We start from the raw sequence: 16041 nt of genomic DNA, 5'->3' as shown, positions 1-16041 counted from the left end.
GATGCCGCCTGATGCGTAACCGATACCTCGATCTGCTCCGCTTCCTGGCCATCGTCCGCGTCGTCGTCTACCACGTCACCGGACTGGCCGCGCTGACGCTGATCTTCCCGGCGATGTCGATCATGTTCGCCCTCGCCGGGTCGCTGATGGCGGCCTCCCTGGACCGGTCCGGACCGCCCGCGGTGCTGCGCCGCCTGCGTCGCCTGCTGCCCTCGCTCTGGGTGGTGGCCGCCGTCTTCGTGCCGGCCATGCTGCTGACCGGTCTCGCGCCGACCTCGAAGGTGCTGCTCTGGCTCTTCCCGATCGCCGATCCGCCGGCCAACTACTGGGGGGCGTTGGCGCTCAGCCCGATCTGGTACCTGCGCGACTACCTCTGGTTCGTGCTCGCCTCACCGGCGGCGCTCTGGCTGTTCCGGCGCGCCCCGCTGCCCACCCTGCTGGCCCCGTACGCCCTGCTCGTCGCGATCGAGCTGGGCGTCCTGCCGGCCGCATCGACCGCGCTGCGGCACTTCGGGCTCTACTTCGGCGCCTGGCTGCTCGGCTTCGCCCACCACGACGGGATGCTGCGCCGGCTCGCCAACCGGGTGGTGGTGCCGGCCGCGGTGCTGCTCGGCGGGGCGGGCGCGGCCTGGATCCTCACCCATCCCGGCCCACGCGGGTACGACCTCAACGACATCCCGCTCGGCAACGCGCTCTGGTCGGCGGCGTTCATCCTCGTCGTGATCGGCCGGGCCCCGGTCGCCGTCGCCTGGGTGGACCGCTCCGCCGCGTTCGGCCGGCTGGTGACCGTGGTGAACCGGCGGGCGCTCACCGTCTACCTCTGGCACATGTCCTTCGTGGTGGCGCTCACCCCGCTGGTCGGCCTGGTCGGCTGGGGCCCCCGGGACCCGCTCGGACTGGCCGTCCGGGTGGTGCTGGTCTTCGCCCTGGTCGGGGTGGTCACGCTGCTCGTCGGCTGGGTGGAGGACGTGGCTGCCGGGCGCCCACCCGAGCTGGTGCCCGGCCGCCGGCGGCCGGGCGCGCGTACGACCCGGGCCGCCGTCGCGGTGCCGACCAGCCCCGCCCCCGCCGGGGCCGCCGCCCGGGTGCCGGCGCAGCGGTCGGCGGAGCCGACAACGGTCGAACTCAACGCTGACTGACCGTCACGTTCCCGCTGCCGGTGCCCACGTCCAGCACCAGCGACGCCCCCGGGTCGTCGGTGACGCCCAGTTGCGCGTCGCCGGAGCCGGTGCTGGACCGGACCCGGTACCGGCCGGCGGGCACCACCAGCTCCACGTCGCCGCTGGACGCCCGGACCCGCGCCGAGGCGGGCCGGTCCAGCTCGACGGTGACGTTGCCGGAGCCGGTCTCGGCCGCCACCTGGCCGCCGAGCCGTAGCGCGGTGATGTCGCCGGACGCGGCGTGCAGGTCGACCGGGGCGGCGACGTCCTGCACCTCGATGTTGCCCGAGCCGGTCTCCGCGCGGACCGCCCCGGTCGCGCCGGCCACCTGGATGTTGCCCGAGCCGAGCCTGAGGTCGACCGGGCCGGTCTTCGTCAGGACGAGGTCGCCGGAGCCGGTCTCGCCCTGCACCCGCACCCCGGGCGGGGCGGTCACCTCGTACGACACGGAGCAGTGCGGGCCGCACTCGGTGTCCAGGATCAGTTCCCCGCCCCGGATCTCGTACGTGGTGTCGGGCTGGTCGCCCTGGTAGCGCAGCACCCGCTTGACCCGTACCCCGGTGGCCGGCCCGGTGGCGCGGATCGTCACGTCGCCCGCGCCGGGCAGCACGGTGATCCGGCTGACGGTGGCCGACTCGGTGGTGTCGAAGTCCAGCCGCCGGGAGGCGAGGCTGTCACACCCCGCGGTGAGGATGAGGACGGCGGTCGCGCCCAGGGCGACGGCGGTGCGGTGCGGTGCCATGGCCAGCAACCTACGGTCGGTCCCGGGCGCGGCACATCCGGGACGTCACGCCGGTCCACCCCGAACCGACCCTGATTTCCGACCCCGAGGGAGAATGACCGGATGGCCGGGTACCGCCGACAGCTCTACCGCGACGACGCGGTGGTCCTGCGCGTGCAGAAACTCGGCGAGTCCGACCGGATCATCACCCTGCTCACCCGCCGGCACGGCCGGCTGCGTGCGGTGGCCCGGGGCATCCGGCGCACCACCAGCAAGTTCGGCGCCCGCCTGGAGCCGTTCGGGCACGTCGACCTCCAGCTCGCCGGCGACCCGAAGGGCAACCACGGCAGCTCGCTGCACACGGTCAGCCAGGTCGAGGGGATCGACCTCTACGGCAAGCGCTTCCTCGGCGACTACCCCCGCTACACGACGGCGAGCGCGATCGCCGAGACCGCCGAGCGGCTCACTCCGGTCGAGCGGGAGCCCTCGCTGCGGCTGTTCCAGCTCACCCTCGGCGCGCTGAAGGCGCTGGCCCTGGGGGAGCACGCGACCACGCTGGTGCTCGACGCCTACCTGCTGCGCGGGATGACGCTGGCCGGCTGGGCGCCGGCCTTGATCGCCTGTGCGGTCTGCGGCACGCCGGGGCGGCACCGGGCCTTCTCGGTGCCCGCGGGGGGCGCGGTCTGCCCGGACTGCCGGCCGCCGGGGGCGGCCCACCCGGCCCCGGCCACCATCGAGCTGATGTCCGCGCTGACCAGCGGCGACTGGCGGGTCGCCGACGCCGCCGAGACGGGGGTACGCCGGGAGTGCAGCGGCCTGGTCGCGGCGCACCTGCAGTGGCATCTGGAGCGCGCGCTACGCTCGCTGCCGCTGGTCGACCGGGGCGCCCCGGCGGCCGGCCCGGCTGCCTCGCCCGGTGCGGTGGCCGGTCTGGTGCTGCCTCTGGGCGGTGGCGCGGCCGGTCCGGTCCCGCCGCCGCGTGGTGCGGGCGCCGGGGTGGAGGGCGTGGACAGGGGGATGACCGAGTGATCCGATCGTTGAGGGCCGGCCGGCGCGAGCCGGTGCCGCCGACACCGCACCCGTCGGGCGCCCGGCCGCCGGCGCTGCCCGCGGAGGCGCTGCCGAAGCACATCGCCGTGGTGATGGACGGCAACGGCCGCTGGGCCAAGGAGCGCGGCCTGCCCCGCACCAAGGGTCACGAGCAGGGCGAGCACAGCCTCTTCGACACCATCGAGGGCGCGATCGAGCTGGGTGTGCCCTACCTGTCGGCGTACGCGTTCTCCACCGAGAACTGGCGGCGCTCGCCGGACGAGGTGCGGTTCCTGATGGGCTTCAACCGGGACGTCATCCGCCGCCGCCGGGACCAGCTGGTCGACCTCGGTGTCCGGGTGGTCTGGTCGGGGCGGGCCGGCCGGCTGTGGAAGAGCGTCATCTCCGAGTTGCAGACCGCGGAGGAGATGTCCCGGGGCAACTCGACGCTGACCCTCCAGTTCTGCGTCAACTACGGCGGCCAGGCGGAGATCGCCGACGCGGCGGCCGCGATCGCCCGGGACGTGGCCGCCGGCCGGCTCGACCCCGGCAAGGTCACCGAGAAGACGGTCGCGAAGTACCTCTACCACCCGGAGATCCCCGAGGTGGACCTCTTCCTGCGCCCTTCCGGCGAGGAGCGGATCTCCAACTTCCTGCTCTGGCAGACCGCGTACGCGGAGCTGGTCTTCCTGGACACGCTCTGGCCGGACTTCGACCGCCGGCACCTCTGGTACGCCTGCGAGCTGTACGCGCAGCGGGACCGCCGGTTCGGCGGCGCCCTGCCCAATCCGGTCGCGCCGCGGACGTAGCTCACGATTGGCCGGCCGTTCGGTGGGGTACCTCCTCAGTCAGCAGACACGACGCGGAGGTGAACCCACATGATTCAGAAGCGGATTGCCCAGTGGGCGGTCATGGCGGTCGCCGTGCCGCTCGCGGCGGCCGGCGCCCGTCGGCTCAGCCACACGCTGGAGGCCCGGCGTGGCCCGACCGGCGTGAGCCGCCTGCTCAACAAGGGCGCCGACATGCTGCGCCCGCAGAAGGCCAAGCGCCGCCGGTTCTGGTGACGCGATCGCCCGATGGCGCCGCCCCCTTCCGGGGTGCGGCGCCGTCGTCGTGTCCGGTGCCGCACCGCGGTCCGTGCCGAGGTGAACCGGCCACCACGGCTCCATGATCCACGTAGGATCGGCGTGGGGGTGGGCAATGGCGGACCTGCGGTACAAGATGATCATGGCGTTGAACGCGGCGGATCTCGGCAGCCCGATGTGTGAGCAGGTGGCGGCCATCTGCGCGGAGATCGCCGAGCAGCACTGCACGGAGCTGGGGCACACCCCCGCCGTACGGGCCGGGGAGATCGCCGAGCTGGCCAACGGGGAGCCGGCGCTGACCTGGGCCCCCACCGAGACCGGGCAGCGTGCCTGGTGACGGCCCTGGCCCCCGCGCCGGCGGTGGACGTCCGGCGAGCCGCCGACCGGTTCGGCACCCGGCTCTCCTGGCTCGATTCCAAGCACTCCTTCTCGTTCTCCCGGCACTACGACCCGGCGAACACCCACCACGGACTGCTGCTGGTCAACAACGACGACGTGGTCCACCCGGGCACCGGCTTCGAGACCCACCCGCACGAGGACATGGAGATCGTCACCTGGGTGCTGCGCGGCTCCCTGGTGCACCAGGACTCCACCGGCCACTCCGGCGTCATCTATCCCGGGTTGGCCCAGCGGATGAGCGCCGGCACCGGCATCCTGCACTCCGAGAAGAACGACTCCTGGCGGCTGGACCACACCGCCCCGCACCAGGACCCGGTCCACTTCGTGCAGATGTGGGTGCTCCCCGACGAGGAGGGCGTCGACCCCGGCTACGAGCAGCTGGAGATCGGCGACGAGCTGCTCCGCGGCGGCCTCGTCCCGGTCGCCTCGGGGATGGAACGGTACGACGGCGCGTCCGCCATCCGGATCCGCAACCGGTACGCCACCCTGCACGCCGCCCGGCTCGCCCCCGGCGAGGAGGTCACCCTCCCTGACGCCCCCTTCCTGCACCTCTACGTGCCCAGCGGCGCGGTCAACCTGGAGGGCAGCGGACACCTCGGCGAGGGCGACGCCGCCCGGATCACGATGACCGGCGGTCAGCGGGTCAGCGCCGCCGAGCCGGCCGAGATCCTGGTCTGGGAGATGCACGCGACCCTCGCCTGACGGCGTGGGGACGCGCCGCCGCGCCGGACGTACGCCGCCTCAGCCCGCCACCTCGGAGCGGTCCCCCGCCCAGAGGGTGTGGAACGAGCCCTCCCGGTCCACCCGGCGGTAGGTGTGCGCGCCGAAGTTGTCCCGCAGCCCTTGGATCAGCGCCGCCGGCAGCCGCTCCGCGCGCAGCGCGTCGAAGTAGGCCAGCGACGAGGAGAACGCCGGGGTGGGCACGCCGGCCCGGGCCGCGTCCGCCACCACCCGCCGCCAGCCCGGCACGCCGGCGCTGACCCGGTCGGCGAAGTACGGCGCCACCAGCAGCGTCGGCAGCTCCGGCTGCCCGTCGTACGCCTCCCGGATCCGGTCCAGGAAGCGGGCCCGGATGATGCAGCCGCCCCGCCAGATGGTGGCGGTGCCGCCCAGGTCGATGTCCCAGTCGTACTCGTCACTGCCGGCCCGGATCTGGTCGAAGCCCTGCGCGTACGCGACGATCTTGCTGGCCAGCAGCGCCCGCCGGACGTCCTCGACGAAGGCGTCCCGCTCCTCGACCTGCCACTTCTCGCCGGCGTCGGGGAACGCCCGGCGGGCCGCCGCACGCTGGTCGGCGTGGCCGGAGAGCGACCGGGCGAAGGTCGCCTCGGCGATGCCGGTGATCGGGATGCCGAGGTCGAGCGCGATCTGCACCGTCCAGCGGCCGGTGCCCTTCTGCTCGGCCTGGTCCAGCACCACGTCCACGAAAGCCTTGCCGGTGGCCGCGTCGGTGTGCGCCAGCACGTCGGCGGTGATCTCGATGAGGAACGACTCCAGCTCGCCGGTGTTCCACTCCCGGAAGATCTCCGCGATCTCCGCCGGGCTCGCCGACAGCCCCGCCCGCAGCAGGTCGTACGCCTCGGCGATGAGCTGCATGTCGGCGTACTCGATGCCGTTGTGGACCATCTTGACGAAGTGCCCGGCGCCGTCCGGCCCGATGTGCCGGCAGCACGGGGTGCCGTCGACCTGCGCGGCGATCTTCTCGAACATTGGCCCGAGCTTCTGGTACGACTCCGCCGAGCCGCCCGGCATGATGCTCGGCCCGCGCAGCGCGCCCTCCTCGCCGCCGGAGACGCCGGTGCCGACGAAGTGCAGCCCGTGGGCCCGCAGCGCCTCCTCCCGGCGGCGGGTGTCGGCGAAGTGCGCGTTGCCGCAGTCGACGACGATGTCCCCCTCCTCCAGCAGCGGGACCAGTTCGTCGATCACCGCGTCGGTGGGGCCGCCCGCCTTGACCATCACGATCACCGCGCGGGGGCGTTCCAGCGAGGCGACGAAGTCCGTCAGGGACTCCGACGGCACGAAGGTGCCCTCGTCGCCGTGCTCGGCGACCAGGCTGCGGGTGCGCTCCGGCGAGCGGTTGTGCACCGCCACGGTGAAGCCGTTGCGGGCCAGGTTCCGGGCCAGGTTGCGGCCCATCACCGCCAGCCCGGTCACGCCGATCTGCGCCGTCGCCCGCTCCACCATCCGTACCGCCACCCTCCGTCGGCATGCCCGTCCTGCGACCGTATCGCGGTCGGCGGCGACGTGGGCCGTCTCATCGACGGTCGGTGACCGGCGGGGCGCGCGGCGTCGCGGCGGCCGGGCGCTCAGCCCTCGGCGAGCCGCGCCTCGACGTGGGCGACCTTGCCGGTCAGCGCGTCGGTCACCCCCGGTCGGACATCGGCCTTGAGTACCACGCTGACCCGGGGCGCCCGCGCGGCGACCACGTCGACCGCCTGCTTGACCACCGCCATCACCTCGTCCCACTCGCCCTCGACGGTGGTGAACATGGCGTCGGTACGGTTCGGCAGGCCCGAGGCGCGGACCACCCGGACGGCCTCGGCGACCAGGTCGCCGACGGACTCACCCACGCCGAGCGGGGTGATCGAGAACGCGATCAGCATGCCGCCGATTGTGCCGGTAAATCGGGTGCGGCCGGCGTCGCCCGGCGGCTAACCTGCCGGCATGCGCAACTGACGCCCTCACTTCCGAGCCGACCCGCCGCCTGTCGCCGTGGGTCCGTGCCCTCCGGGCGTCCGCATCCCCACCCCCGTTCGTGCGGTGTCCGCGTGGTCGGGTCGCCCGGGTCGTCCCTGCCCGTCGACCGCCCGCCCGGCGGCGCGGTCCCGTTCGCGAAGGAGGCGGCGCGTGCCCGCCAAGCGACACCCGAAGAAGTCCCCGAAGAAGTCTCCACCGGCGCCGGCCGTGCCCGGTCCGCTCGCCGCGCGGCCCGAACCGGTCGACCCGCTCACCGTGGCGCTGTCACACCCGGTCGAGCTGCCGGCCGCGCCGGAGCCCGAGCCCGCCCGGCCGGCGCCGGTCACCCCGCCGCCGCGCGGCGGTCCGCCGGTCCGGGGCGGCGTGGGCGGCACCGCCGCCCGCGGTCAGACCCGGCGGTACGCCTTCCGGCGCAGCTGACCGGTGTCCGGGTGCGGTCGTCCCGGTGGGCGGCCGCACCCGGCTCCGGCCCGCAGTGTTCGGCGCAGCCGGGCGCGGCGCGTCCCAGGGTGCGTTCAGCCGATCAGCGGCCGGAACGCGCCGAGGGCGATGCTGACCGCCAGCGCGCCGCCGGCCAGTACCGCCGCCGCCGCGATCAGCAGCCAGTCCGCCCGGCCGAAGTGCTGCCGGCGGGCCACCGTACGGGGGGTGCCGGCGTCGAAGCCGCGGGCGTCCATCGCCACCGCCAGCCGGATGCCCCGACGGATCGCGCCGACCAGCAGGGCGAATGCCGTCGAGATGAAGAGCCGTAGCTTCGCCACGGGATTGCGCCCGGCGTCCACGCCGCGTGCCCGGCGGGCCATCGCGATCATCTGCCACTCCTGGCCGAGCAGCGGCACCAGCCGGAACGCGGCCAGCGCGCCGAGGGCGAAGCGGGCCGGCGCCTTCGCGTTCTGGATCAGCGCGTCGGCCAGGTCGGTCGGGTCGGTGGTGGCGAAGACGATCACCCCGGGCAGCGCCACCGCGAAGGTCCGCAGCACCAGGCCGAGCGCGGTGACCAGGACGCCCTGCGTCACCAGCAGCGGCCCGGCGTCGAGCAGCACCGGGCCGGACCGGTCGGCGGCGAAGAGCACCAGGGTGACGAGGATGCCGAGCCCGCTGGCCAGCAGCGGCAGCGCCCGGCGGGCCAGCACCCGGTAGCGGATCCCGAACAGCGGCAGCACCGCCAGCTCGACCGCGATGGCGATCGCCGGTGCCACCGGGTCGAGCGTGGCGACCAGGACGAACGTGAACACCAGCGCGGCGGCCAGCTTGGCCACCGGATTGCGCCGGGCCAGCGGCGCCCCGGGCGTCGCGACCGGTTCCAGGCTGATCACGGCAGACGCTCCGGCCCGCCACCGTCCGCGGCGCGCGGGCCGACGGTGGCGGCACCGGGACCGGCTCGCCCGGGCAGGGTGACGGTGCGGTCGGCGAGCGCGGCGACGAAGTCCGCGTCGTGGGTCACCGTCACCACGCCGTGTCCGGCGTCGCGCAGGTCGGCGAAGAGGTCGACCAGCTCCCCCCAGGTCCGCCGGTCCTGGCCGAAGGTCGGTTCGTCGCAGATCACCAGGCGGGGCGCGGTGGCCAGGGCGGTCGCCACGCTCAGCCGCCGCGCCTCCCCGCCGGAGAGGGTGTACGGGTTGGCGCCGGCCAGCTTCGCCAGCCGCAGCCGCTCCAGCAGACCGTCCACGGTGGCCCGCACCTCCGCCGGTGGGCGGCCGGTGCGGCGCGGACCGAGCGCCAGCTCGTCGAAGACGGTACCGGTGACGAACTGGTGCTCCGGGTCCTGGAAGACCGAGCCGATCCGGCGGGCCAGCGCGGGCGCCCGCCAGCGGTGCGGGGGAGTGCGGGCGTCGGTGCCGGCCAGCGCGTCGGTGGCGGTGACCCGGCCGGTGCCGGGGCGGAGCAGCCCGCCGAGCAGCAGGGCGAGGGTGGACTTGCCGGCGCCGTTCGGGCCGAGCACGGCGAGTGCCTCGCCGGCGCGTACCGCCAGGTCGGTGCCGCCCAGCCGGGGTGGCAGGCCGAGCTGGTCGGCGGTGAGCAACCGGTCCCCGGCGGGGGCGGTGGCGTGCCGGGGCGGGATGGTCCGGCCGGGCACCCAGACGCCCTCGGCGGCGAGGGCGTCGCCGTGCGCGGCGAAGACCGCCTCCGGTGGCCCGTCCGCGCGGACGCCGCCGCCCGGTTCGAGCACCACCACCCGGTCGACCAGCGGCAGCGCCTCGGCGATCCGGTGCTCGACCAGGATCAGGGTGGTGTCGGCGTCCAGCGCGCCGGCGACGGCCCGGCGGACCAGCTCGGCGCCGGCCGGGTCCAGGTTGGCGGTCGGCTCGTCGAGCAGCAGCAGGCCGGGGCGCAGGGCGAGCGCGCCGGCCAGGGCGAGGCGTTGCTGCTCGCCGCCGGAGAGGGCGGCGGTGGGCCGGTCCCGGTGGTAAGGGAAGCCGACCCGGCGCAGCGCCTCCTCGACCCGGGGCCAGATCTCGCCGGCCGGTACGCCCCGGTTCTCCAGCCCGAACGCGACGTCGTCGCCGCAGCGGGCCATCACCAGCTGGGTCTCCGGGTCCTGAAAGACGATGCCGACCCGTTCCCGGTCCTTGCGCGGGTCGAGCCCGTCGATCTCGACGGTCCCCTCCTGCTCACCGGAGTCCTCCGGCAGCAGCCCCGCGAGCGCGGTCAGCAGGGTGCTCTTCCCGGCCCCCGAGGGCCCGAGCAGCAGCACCCGCTCCCCGTGCTCCACCTGCAGGTCGACTCCCCGGACGGCCCACGCCCTCCGCCCGGCGTGCCGCCATCCGAACCCGCGCAGTTCCACCGCGCTCACGGCTCCCACCCTGCCCCGTCGATCATGAGGTTGGCGGCACTTCGGGAGATCCACATCGCCGTCAACCTCATGATCAACATGGTGGGAACGCGGTCAGACCGTGGCGCGGTCGCGGCCGGCGGGGAAGCGGTCCAGGACGCCGGTGCGGGCCAGGGCGGCCGTCAGGTAGTACGAGCCGGCGCCCGCGATGATCGTCGCGCTGACGATGGTGAGCAGCGCGTAGGGGATCCGGTAGCTGGTCAGGTCGGTGGCCTTGTTCCAGTAGACGAAGTCGAAGACCGCCGCGGTCAGGCCGGTCAGCGCGCCGGCCAGCAGCGCGGTCGGCAGCCGGAACGACCGGTAGCGGAACGCGGCGAACGCCAGCTCCGCGCCCACGCCCTGCATCAGGCCCTGCACGATCACGATGCCGCCCCACTGGCTGCCCAGCAGCGCGGAGACGATCGCGGCCACCAGCTCGCAGTAGAGCGAGGCGCCCGGCTTGCGGATGACCAGGCCGCCGAGCACCGCCGGGACCAGCCAGACGCCGTAGATCAGCGTCTGCGCCGGCGGGAAGAAGGCGAACGCGGCGTCCGTGGCGCTCCAGAGCAGGCCCCAGGCCCAGAAGATGACGCCGAAGGCGACGGCGATCACCGAGGCGACCACGATGTCGACGGTCCGCCACCGGTTGCTGTCCGTGTGGTTCATGATGGCTCCCAGTTCAGATGATCGAACCAGGAGAAGACGCACGCCGCGCCCGGTTGCTGCCGGACGGCGGCGCGGCTGGAGGTCGACCGAACTCCCTGCGCTGGCATTACCCAGATCAGGTTCGAGGGTCTGCGGGCGGTGCCCGCACTCTCAGCGCTGTGCGCTCCCCTGTCGGATGTGAAGTTGTCTCGGCAGACGCTAGCACCGAGCTGCGGCGACGGCTCGCCCGCCCGGTCGGGCGGATGCCCGGGCGGGTCGCTGCGGCTAGGCTGCCGATCATGCGGGTCGAGGCGCGAGGACTGACCTTCGAGGTACGCACCGGCGGCCCGGAGGATGGCGAACCCGTCCTCCTGCTGCACGGCTTCCCCCAGCACGGCGGGGAGTGGGACGACGTGGTGCCGGCGCTGCACGCCGCCGGGCTGCGTACCCACGCCCCGGACCAGCGGGGCTACTCCCCGGGCAGCCGGCCGACCGAGGTCGCCGCCTACCGGCTCCCGGAGCTGGTCGCCGACGCGGTGGCGGTGCTCGACGCGCTGGGCGTCGACGCCGCCCACGTGGTCGGGCACGACTGGGGCGCCGTGGTCGCCTGGGCCCTCGCCGCCAAGCACCCCGACCGGGTGCGCACCCTCACCGCGGTCTCCGTGCCCCATCCGGCGGCCTTCGGGTACGCCCTGAAGCACGACACCCGGCAGAAGGCGCGCTCCTCGTACATGGTGCTGTTCCGTCGGACGGGCGTGGCGGAGAAGTTGCTGCTGGCGGCGCGGGCCGCCGCCCTGCGCCGGCTGCTCTCCGGCGTCGGCGACGCCGCCCGGGTGGCCCGGTACGCCGAGCCGATGCGGGAGCCGGGCGCGCTGACCGGCGCGCTCAACTGGTACCGGGCGATGTCCGGGGACGACATGAAGGCCGTCGGCCCGGTCGACGTGCCGACCACCTACGTCTGGAGCGACCAGGACGTCGCCCTCGGCCGGACGGGCGCCGAGGCGTGCGCCCGCCACGTGACGGGCGACTACCGGTTCGTGACGTTTCCCGGGGTCACCCACTGGATCCCCGACGAGGCCCCCGGCCCGCTGGCCGAGGCGATCCTGGCCCGTGCCCGTGGGCTGGCCTGAGAGCGGAGGAAGCATGACGGTGAGCGCCGAGGAGTACCTGGCCGTGGTGACCGCGACGATGGCCCGGGTGGCGGCCGGCCAGCGGGAGGCGGTGGGCCGGGCGGCCGACCTGCTCGCCGAGGCGCTGCGGGCCGACGGGGTGATCCACGCCTTCGGCACCGGCCACTCCGAGGCGCTGGCCATGGAGATCGCCGGCCGGGCCGGCGGGCTGGTGCCGACGAACCGGATCGCGCTGCGCGACCTGGTGCTGCTCGGCGGGGAGCCGGCCAGCGTCCTCGGGCCGCACCTGGAACGCGACCCGGCCGTGGCGCACCGGCTCTACGAGCTGGCCCCGGTCAGCCCGCCGGACGTCTTCGTGCTGGCCTCCAACTCCGGTGTCAACGGCGCGATGGTGGAGTTCGCCTCGGTGGTGAAGGAGCACGGCCACCGGCTGATCGCCATCACCTCGGCGGAGCACTCCGGCCGGATGACCTCGCGGCACCCGTCCGGGCGCAAGCTCGCCGACTTCGCCGACGTGGTGCTCGACAACGGCGCCCCGTACGGTGACGCGACCCTGCCGTTGCCGGGCGGCGGCGCGGTCGGCGCGGTCTCCTCCATCACCGCGGCCCTGCTGGCGCAGCAGATCGTGACCGAGACGGTGGCCCGGCTGATCGCGGCGGGGGAGCGGCCCCCGGTCTACCTGTCGGCCAACATCGCCGGCGGCGACGAGCACAACGCCGCGCTGGAGGCCCGGTACGCCGGCCGGATCCGCCGGGGTTCCTGAACCGGTTTCGCGGCGGCGTCCGATGGGGAAATTCGGAGCTGCCCGTGGGTGACGCCCACGGGCAGTACCGTCTCACCGGAGGTTGCGCGTGTCGAAGGAATCCGAGAAGCAGCGCTGGCAGCGCAACTTCGCCGACCTGCTCCAGGAGCTGCGGGTCGCCCAGACCGGCGTGCAGATCCTCTTCGCCTTCCTGCTGACCCTGCCGTTCAGCAACGGCTTCACCCGGACCACCCAGTTCCAGAAGGACGTCTACATCGTCGCGCTGCTGTCGGCGGCCGCCGCCACCGCGATGATCATCTCGCCGGTCGCCTTCCACCGGGCGCTGTTCCGCCAGGGTCGCAAGCCGGAGCTGGTCCGCTTCGCGCACCGGATGGCCACCGGCGGCCTCGCCTTCATGCTGGTCTCCATGGTCAGCGCGGTGCTGCTGATCACCGACTTCGTGCTCGACCGCGGCCTCGCCTTCGTGCTCAGCGGGCTCACCGCGCTGTGGTTCCTGACCTTCTGGATGATCCTGCCGTTCGCTCGGCGCAACTGGGGCGACGACGAGATCGACGACGACGATGACGAGCCGGAGGTGCTGACCGGCGACTGAGCGGCGGCGGCAACCGCCACCCGGTCGGAAAATCGGACGTGCGACGAACGCTACCCCTGGGTAACAACCGGGGGTAGCGTGCTGTTTGTCGAGCACGTTTCCGCAGCCGGACCGAGGTTCGAGGGGGCAGCCGTGACCACGACGCAGGACAGCACACCCACCCAGGACGGCGCCGGGCCGCTGCCCGCCGAGGCGGGTCAGGTCTCCGAGAAGGAGGCCCGCCAGGTCGCCGAGGCGGCCCGGGAGTCCGCCTGGGACCGGCCCAGCTTCGGCAAGGAACTCTTCCTCGGCCGGTTCCGGCTCGACCTGATCGACCCGTGGCCGCAATCCGACCCGGCGGACGTCGAGCGGGCCGAGGCGTTCCTCACCGAGTTCGGGGCGTACCTGCGCTCCGAGGTGGACGGCGCGGCGATCGAGCGGGACGCGTCCATCCCGGACGAGGTGTTCCACGGGCTGGCCCGGCTGGGCGCCTTCGGCATGAAGATCGACCGGAAGTACGGCGGCCTCGGGCTGAGCAACCTGCACTACTGCCGGGCGCTGATGCTGGCCGGCTCGGTCAGCCCGGCGATCGGCGCGCTGCTCTCCGCCCACCAGTCCATCGGCGTGCCGCAGCCGCTGAAGATGTTCGGCACCGACGAGCAGAAGCAGACGTTCCTGCCCCGGCTGGCGGCCGGCGAGGTCTCTGCTTTCCTGCTCACCGAGCCGGACGTCGGCTCCGACCCGGCCCGGTTGGCCACGACCGCCGAGCCGACCGCCGACGGCACCGGCTACCGGCTCAACGGGGTCAAGCTCTGGGCCACCAACGGCACGGTCGCCACGCTGCTGGTGGTGATGGCCCGGGTGTCCGCCGCCGAGGGCCGGCGGGGCGGCATCACCGCCTTCGTGGTGGAGGGCGACAGCGAGGGCATCACCGTCGAGCGGCGCAACGCCTTCGTCGGGCTGCGCGGCCTGGAGAACAGTCTCACCCGCTTCCACGACGTCTTCGTGCCGAAGGAGAACGTGATCGGCGGCGAGGGCAAGGGCCTGAAGATCGCGCTCACCACCCTGAACACCGGCCGGCTGTCGCTGCCGGCGATGTGCGTGGGCGCCGGGAAGTGGTCGCTGAACGTGGCCCGGGAGTGGGCCGCCGACCGGGTGCAGTGGGGCCGGCCGGTCGGCGAGCACGAGGCGGTCGCGCAGAAGCTCGCCTTCATCGCGGCCACGACGTACGGCATGGAGACCATGCTCGACCTCTGCTGCCTGCTCGCCGACGACGACCGCAACGACATCCGGATCGAGGCGGCGCTGGTCAAGCTCTACGCCAGCGAGATGGCGTGGAAGATCGGCGACGAGCTGGTGCAGATCCGGGGCGGGCGCGGCTACGAGACGGCCGACTCGCTGGCCGCCCGCGGCGAGCGACCGGCCGCGGTCGAGCAGCTGGTCCGCGACCTTCGGATCAACCGGATCTTCGAGGGTTCCACCGAGATCATGCACCTGCTGATCGCCCGGGAGGCGGTCGACGCGCACCTCGCGGTGGCCGGCGACATCATCGACCCGGATGCCGGGCTCGGTCGCAAGGCCAGGGCGGGGGCGCGGGCCGGTGCCTTCTACGCGAAGTGGCTGCCGACTCTCGCGGTGGGCAAGGGGCAGAGCCCCGGGGCGTACGCGGAGTTCGGGACGCTCGCCGGGCACCTGCGGCTGGTGGAGCGCTCGTCGCGCAAGCTGGCCCGGTCGACCTTCTACGCGATGTCGCGCTGGCAGGGAAAGATGGAGCGCAAGCAGGCGTTCCTCGGCCGGGTGGTGGACATCGGCGCGGAGCTGTTCGCGATGGCCTCGGTCTGCGTCCGGGCCAACGCGGAGAAGGACACCCGCCCGGAGAACGTCGAGCTGGCCGACCTGTTCTGCCGGCAGGCGCGGATCCGGGTCGAGCAGCTCTTCACCGCGCTCTGGGACAACACCGACTCGGTCGACGTGGCGGCCGCGAAGCGGATCCTCGCCGGCCGGTACGCCGGCATCGAGGAGGGCGTGATCACCCCGCCGGCCGACGCGCCCTGGGTGGCTCCCTGGTCACCCGGTCCGTCCACCGCCCAGGACGTCCGGCGCCGCATCCCGCCGGCGCGCTGACGCCCGTCCGCACATGCTGCGGCGGGTCGCGGACGCGACCTGCCGCAGCTGGCGGTCGCCGTGCCCGCCGGCCGGCCGGCAATCCGGGCGGCGCGGGCGCGGCCCGGCGCGGTCAGCGGGCGATCGCCCAGGCCAGCACGCCGGCCAGGATCAGCCCGTTGAACGCCGCGAGCACCAGGTAGGCCGCCGGCGGGATCTTGCGCCCCCGGCGGACGAAGCTCACCAGGACGGCGGCGTACCCGAGCAGCAGCACGGCGATGACGATCAGGAACCAGAGCACCGCCACACCCTATCGGGCACCGCGCAGGCCGAGTCGGCGCAGCTCCAGCGCGGCGAGTCGGTCGACGGTGGCGTCGTCGCCGCGCCGCCACGCCTCGGCCACGTCCGGATCGATCTTCGTGAGCTGGCGCAGCGGCTGGTTCGCCAGCGCCCGCAGGGCCAGCAGGTCCCGCCCGGCCGGGGCGACGGCCAGCGCCTTCGCCGAGGCGGCCCGGCGCATCCAGCGCAACCGCAGCGGCAGCCAGCCGAAGAGCACCAGGCCGAGCGGGAAGACCAGCACGGCGATGCTCAACGCCAGGGCGAGCTGGCCGACCAGGTCCTGCTGGTCCCGGCCCGCCTCGGCGACCGCCCGGGCGGCGTCGGCGGCCTTGGTGAACGGGCCGGTCAGCTCGTCGCCGACCAGCGGCACCCGGCCGACCTTGCCGCCGGCGTCGGCCAGGTTGTCGGCGAGGCCGGTGCCGGCCCCCTCCAGCTTCCGTCCGGGTACGGCGAGCTTCTCCACCAGGTCGTACAGCCAGCGGGCGAAGCGGATCGCCGCATAGACCCAGACGACGACGAGCAGGTCGGTCAGGAGCTGACGGAGGGCGACCGGAAAACGGTCAGCGTAGATCTTCACGCCGGACAGC

The 16041-nt window shown here is 74.1% G+C and carries 19 protein-coding genes and 1 riboswitch; of the genes, 11 read left to right on the top strand and 8 right to left on the bottom strand.

Annotation, left to right across the window (positions count from 1 at the left end):
• The first annotated feature begins 11 nt into the window (after positions 1 to 11).
• Entirely contained in the window at positions 12 to 1139 is a 1128-nt protein-coding gene (locus tag AC5RWQ_RS12590) for an acyltransferase family protein (RefSeq protein ID WP_494282909.1), read from the top strand.
• On the opposite strand, the gene AC5RWQ_RS12585 is transcribed toward AC5RWQ_RS12590, so the two are convergent.
• On the bottom strand, positions 1126 to 1902 hold the full coding sequence (locus AC5RWQ_RS12585; RefSeq protein ID WP_494282908.1) for a DUF4097 family beta strand repeat-containing protein: 777 nt from the start codon (positions 1900 to 1902) through the stop codon (positions 1126 to 1128). The genes AC5RWQ_RS12590 and AC5RWQ_RS12585 overlap by 14 nt on opposite strands.
• A 102-nt stretch (positions 1903 to 2004) precedes the next feature.
• On the opposite strand from AC5RWQ_RS12585, the gene recO reads away from it, so the two are divergent.
• From recO to AC5RWQ_RS12560, 5 genes are all read left to right on the top strand, one after another.
• A complete protein-coding gene (recO, locus tag AC5RWQ_RS12580; protein WP_494282907.1) occupies positions 2005 to 2910 on the top strand; it encodes a DNA repair protein RecO in 906 nt (301 codons plus the stop codon).
• A 32-nt stretch (positions 2911 to 2942) separates the two neighbouring features.
• The gene (locus AC5RWQ_RS12575) at positions 2943 to 3719 is read left to right on the top strand and encodes an isoprenyl transferase (protein ID WP_334493168.1); all 777 of its coding nucleotides are present in this window, start codon (positions 2943 to 2945) and stop codon (positions 3717 to 3719) included.
• A gap of 69 nt (positions 3720 to 3788) precedes the next feature.
• Positions 3789 to 3974, top strand: coding sequence for a hypothetical protein (locus AC5RWQ_RS12570; RefSeq protein ID WP_334493157.1), 186 nt, complete (start codon positions 3789 to 3791; stop codon positions 3972 to 3974).
• Between the two features lie 136 nt (positions 3975 to 4110).
• Positions 4111 to 4332 carry a thioredoxin reductase gene (locus AC5RWQ_RS12565; protein WP_494282906.1) on the top strand — a complete coding sequence of 74 codons (222 nt, stop codon included), beginning with the start codon at positions 4111 to 4113 and terminating at the stop codon, positions 4330 to 4332.
• The gene (locus AC5RWQ_RS12560; RefSeq protein ID WP_494282905.1) at positions 4329 to 5096 is read left to right on the top strand and encodes a pirin family protein; all 768 of its coding nucleotides are present in this window, start codon (positions 4329 to 4331) and stop codon (positions 5094 to 5096) included. The genes AC5RWQ_RS12565 and AC5RWQ_RS12560 overlap by 4 nt, the downstream gene beginning before the upstream one ends.
• 39 nt (positions 5097 to 5135) lie before the next feature.
• Here AC5RWQ_RS12560 and gnd read toward each other — a convergent pair whose 3' ends face one another.
• Both gnd and AC5RWQ_RS12550 read right to left on the bottom strand, forming a co-directional pair.
• Entirely contained in the window at positions 5136 to 6578 is a 1443-nt protein-coding gene (gnd, locus tag AC5RWQ_RS12555) for an NADP-dependent phosphogluconate dehydrogenase (RefSeq protein WP_494282904.1), read from the bottom strand.
• 122 nt (positions 6579 to 6700) lie between these two features.
• Complete coding sequence (locus AC5RWQ_RS12550) at positions 6701 to 6997, bottom strand: MTH1187 family thiamine-binding protein (protein ID WP_334493146.1); 297 nt, start codon at positions 6995 to 6997, stop codon at positions 6701 to 6703.
• 244 nt (positions 6998 to 7241) lie between these two features.
• Between AC5RWQ_RS12550 and AC5RWQ_RS12545 the strand changes: the two genes are divergently transcribed.
• Complete coding sequence (locus tag AC5RWQ_RS12545) at positions 7242 to 7511, top strand: hypothetical protein (RefSeq protein ID WP_494282903.1); 270 nt, start codon at positions 7242 to 7244, stop codon at positions 7509 to 7511.
• A 95-nt stretch (positions 7512 to 7606) separates the two neighbouring features.
• Here the strand turns inward: AC5RWQ_RS12545 and AC5RWQ_RS12540 are convergent, their stop codons facing one another.
• The 3 genes from AC5RWQ_RS12540 to AC5RWQ_RS12530 all read right to left on the bottom strand — a co-directional run bounded on the left by AC5RWQ_RS12540 (position 7607) and on the right by AC5RWQ_RS12530 (position 10569).
• Positions 7607 to 8407 (bottom strand): energy-coupling factor transporter transmembrane component T family protein, encoded by an 801-nt coding sequence (locus AC5RWQ_RS12540; RefSeq protein ID WP_494282902.1) that lies wholly within the window; start codon positions 8405 to 8407, stop codon positions 7607 to 7609.
• Positions 8404 to 9885 (bottom strand): ABC transporter ATP-binding protein, encoded by a 1482-nt coding sequence (locus AC5RWQ_RS12535; protein ID WP_494282901.1) that lies wholly within the window; start codon positions 9883 to 9885, stop codon positions 8404 to 8406. The genes AC5RWQ_RS12540 and AC5RWQ_RS12535 overlap by 4 nt, the downstream gene beginning before the upstream one ends.
• A gap of 93 nt (positions 9886 to 9978) precedes the next feature.
• The gene (locus tag AC5RWQ_RS12530) at positions 9979 to 10569 is read right to left on the bottom strand and encodes an ECF transporter S component (protein ID WP_494282900.1); all 591 of its coding nucleotides are present in this window, start codon (positions 10567 to 10569) and stop codon (positions 9979 to 9981) included.
• A 74-nt stretch (positions 10570 to 10643) separates the two neighbouring features.
• Positions 10644 to 10749: riboswitch (TPP riboswitch) on the bottom strand.
• A 98-nt stretch (positions 10750 to 10847) separates the two neighbouring features.
• Between AC5RWQ_RS12530 and AC5RWQ_RS12525 the strand changes: the two genes are divergently transcribed.
• From AC5RWQ_RS12525 to AC5RWQ_RS12510, 4 genes are all read left to right on the top strand, one after another.
• A complete protein-coding gene (locus AC5RWQ_RS12525) occupies positions 10848 to 11678 on the top strand; it encodes an alpha/beta fold hydrolase (RefSeq protein WP_494282899.1) in 831 nt (276 codons plus the stop codon).
• A gap of 13 nt (positions 11679 to 11691) precedes the next feature.
• Positions 11692 to 12441 (top strand): sugar isomerase domain-containing protein, encoded by a 750-nt coding sequence (locus tag AC5RWQ_RS12520; RefSeq protein ID WP_494282898.1) that lies wholly within the window; start codon positions 11692 to 11694, stop codon positions 12439 to 12441.
• A gap of 88 nt (positions 12442 to 12529) precedes the next feature.
• Positions 12530 to 13033 (top strand): DUF6328 family protein, encoded by a 504-nt coding sequence (locus AC5RWQ_RS12515; RefSeq protein ID WP_494282897.1) that lies wholly within the window; start codon positions 12530 to 12532, stop codon positions 13031 to 13033.
• A gap of 132 nt (positions 13034 to 13165) precedes the next feature.
• Positions 13166 to 15136: an acyl-CoA dehydrogenase family protein gene (locus AC5RWQ_RS12510; RefSeq protein ID WP_494282896.1), complete on the top strand. Its 1971-nt coding sequence runs from the start codon at positions 13166 to 13168 to the stop codon at positions 15134 to 15136.
• Between the two features lie 112 nt (positions 15137 to 15248).
• On the opposite strand, the gene AC5RWQ_RS12505 is transcribed toward AC5RWQ_RS12510, so the two are convergent.
• Together AC5RWQ_RS12505 and AC5RWQ_RS12500 are read right to left on the bottom strand one after the other, a co-directional pair.
• Positions 15249 to 15416: a hypothetical protein gene (locus AC5RWQ_RS12505; RefSeq protein WP_334493121.1), complete on the bottom strand. Its 168-nt coding sequence runs from the start codon at positions 15414 to 15416 to the stop codon at positions 15249 to 15251.
• A gap of 9 nt (positions 15417 to 15425) precedes the next feature.
• Complete coding sequence (locus AC5RWQ_RS12500; protein WP_334493118.1) at positions 15426 to 16031, bottom strand: hypothetical protein; 606 nt, start codon at positions 16029 to 16031, stop codon at positions 15426 to 15428.
• Positions 16032 to 16041 lie beyond the last annotated feature (10 nt).

The organism is Micromonospora sp. BS32, from assembly GCF_059089345.1.
The sequence above is the reverse complement of the archived record's forward strand: the minus strand, read 5'-3'. Positions and strand labels throughout refer to the sequence as shown.

Excerpts from the sequence above, each read along its gene's own strand:
- AC5RWQ_RS12590 (WP_494282909.1), top strand. The coding sequence starts at position 12 with ATGCGTAACCGATACCTCGATCTGCTCCGCTTCCTGGCCATCGTCCGC.
- AC5RWQ_RS12585 (WP_494282908.1), bottom strand. The coding sequence starts at position 1,902 with ATGGCACCGCACCGCACCGCCGTCGCCCTGGGCGCGACCGCCGTCCTC.
- recO (WP_494282907.1), top strand. The coding sequence starts at position 2,005 with ATGGCCGGGTACCGCCGACAGCTCTACCGCGACGACGCGGTGGTCCTG.
- AC5RWQ_RS12570 (WP_334493157.1), top strand. The coding sequence starts at position 3,789 with ATGATTCAGAAGCGGATTGCCCAGTGGGCGGTCATGGCGGTCGCCGTG.
- AC5RWQ_RS12565 (WP_494282906.1), top strand. The coding sequence starts at position 4,111 with ATGGCGGACCTGCGGTACAAGATGATCATGGCGTTGAACGCGGCGGAT.
- gnd (WP_494282904.1), bottom strand. The coding sequence starts at position 6,578 with ATGGTGGAGCGGGCGACGGCGCAGATCGGCGTGACCGGGCTGGCGGTG.
- AC5RWQ_RS12550 (WP_334493146.1), bottom strand. The coding sequence starts at position 6,997 with ATGCTGATCGCGTTCTCGATCACCCCGCTCGGCGTGGGTGAGTCCGTC.
- AC5RWQ_RS12530 (WP_494282900.1), bottom strand. The coding sequence starts at position 10,569 with ATGAACCACACGGACAGCAACCGGTGGCGGACCGTCGACATCGTGGTC.
- AC5RWQ_RS12525 (WP_494282899.1), top strand. The coding sequence starts at position 10,848 with ATGCGGGTCGAGGCGCGAGGACTGACCTTCGAGGTACGCACCGGCGGC.
- AC5RWQ_RS12520 (WP_494282898.1), top strand. The coding sequence starts at position 11,692 with ATGACGGTGAGCGCCGAGGAGTACCTGGCCGTGGTGACCGCGACGATG.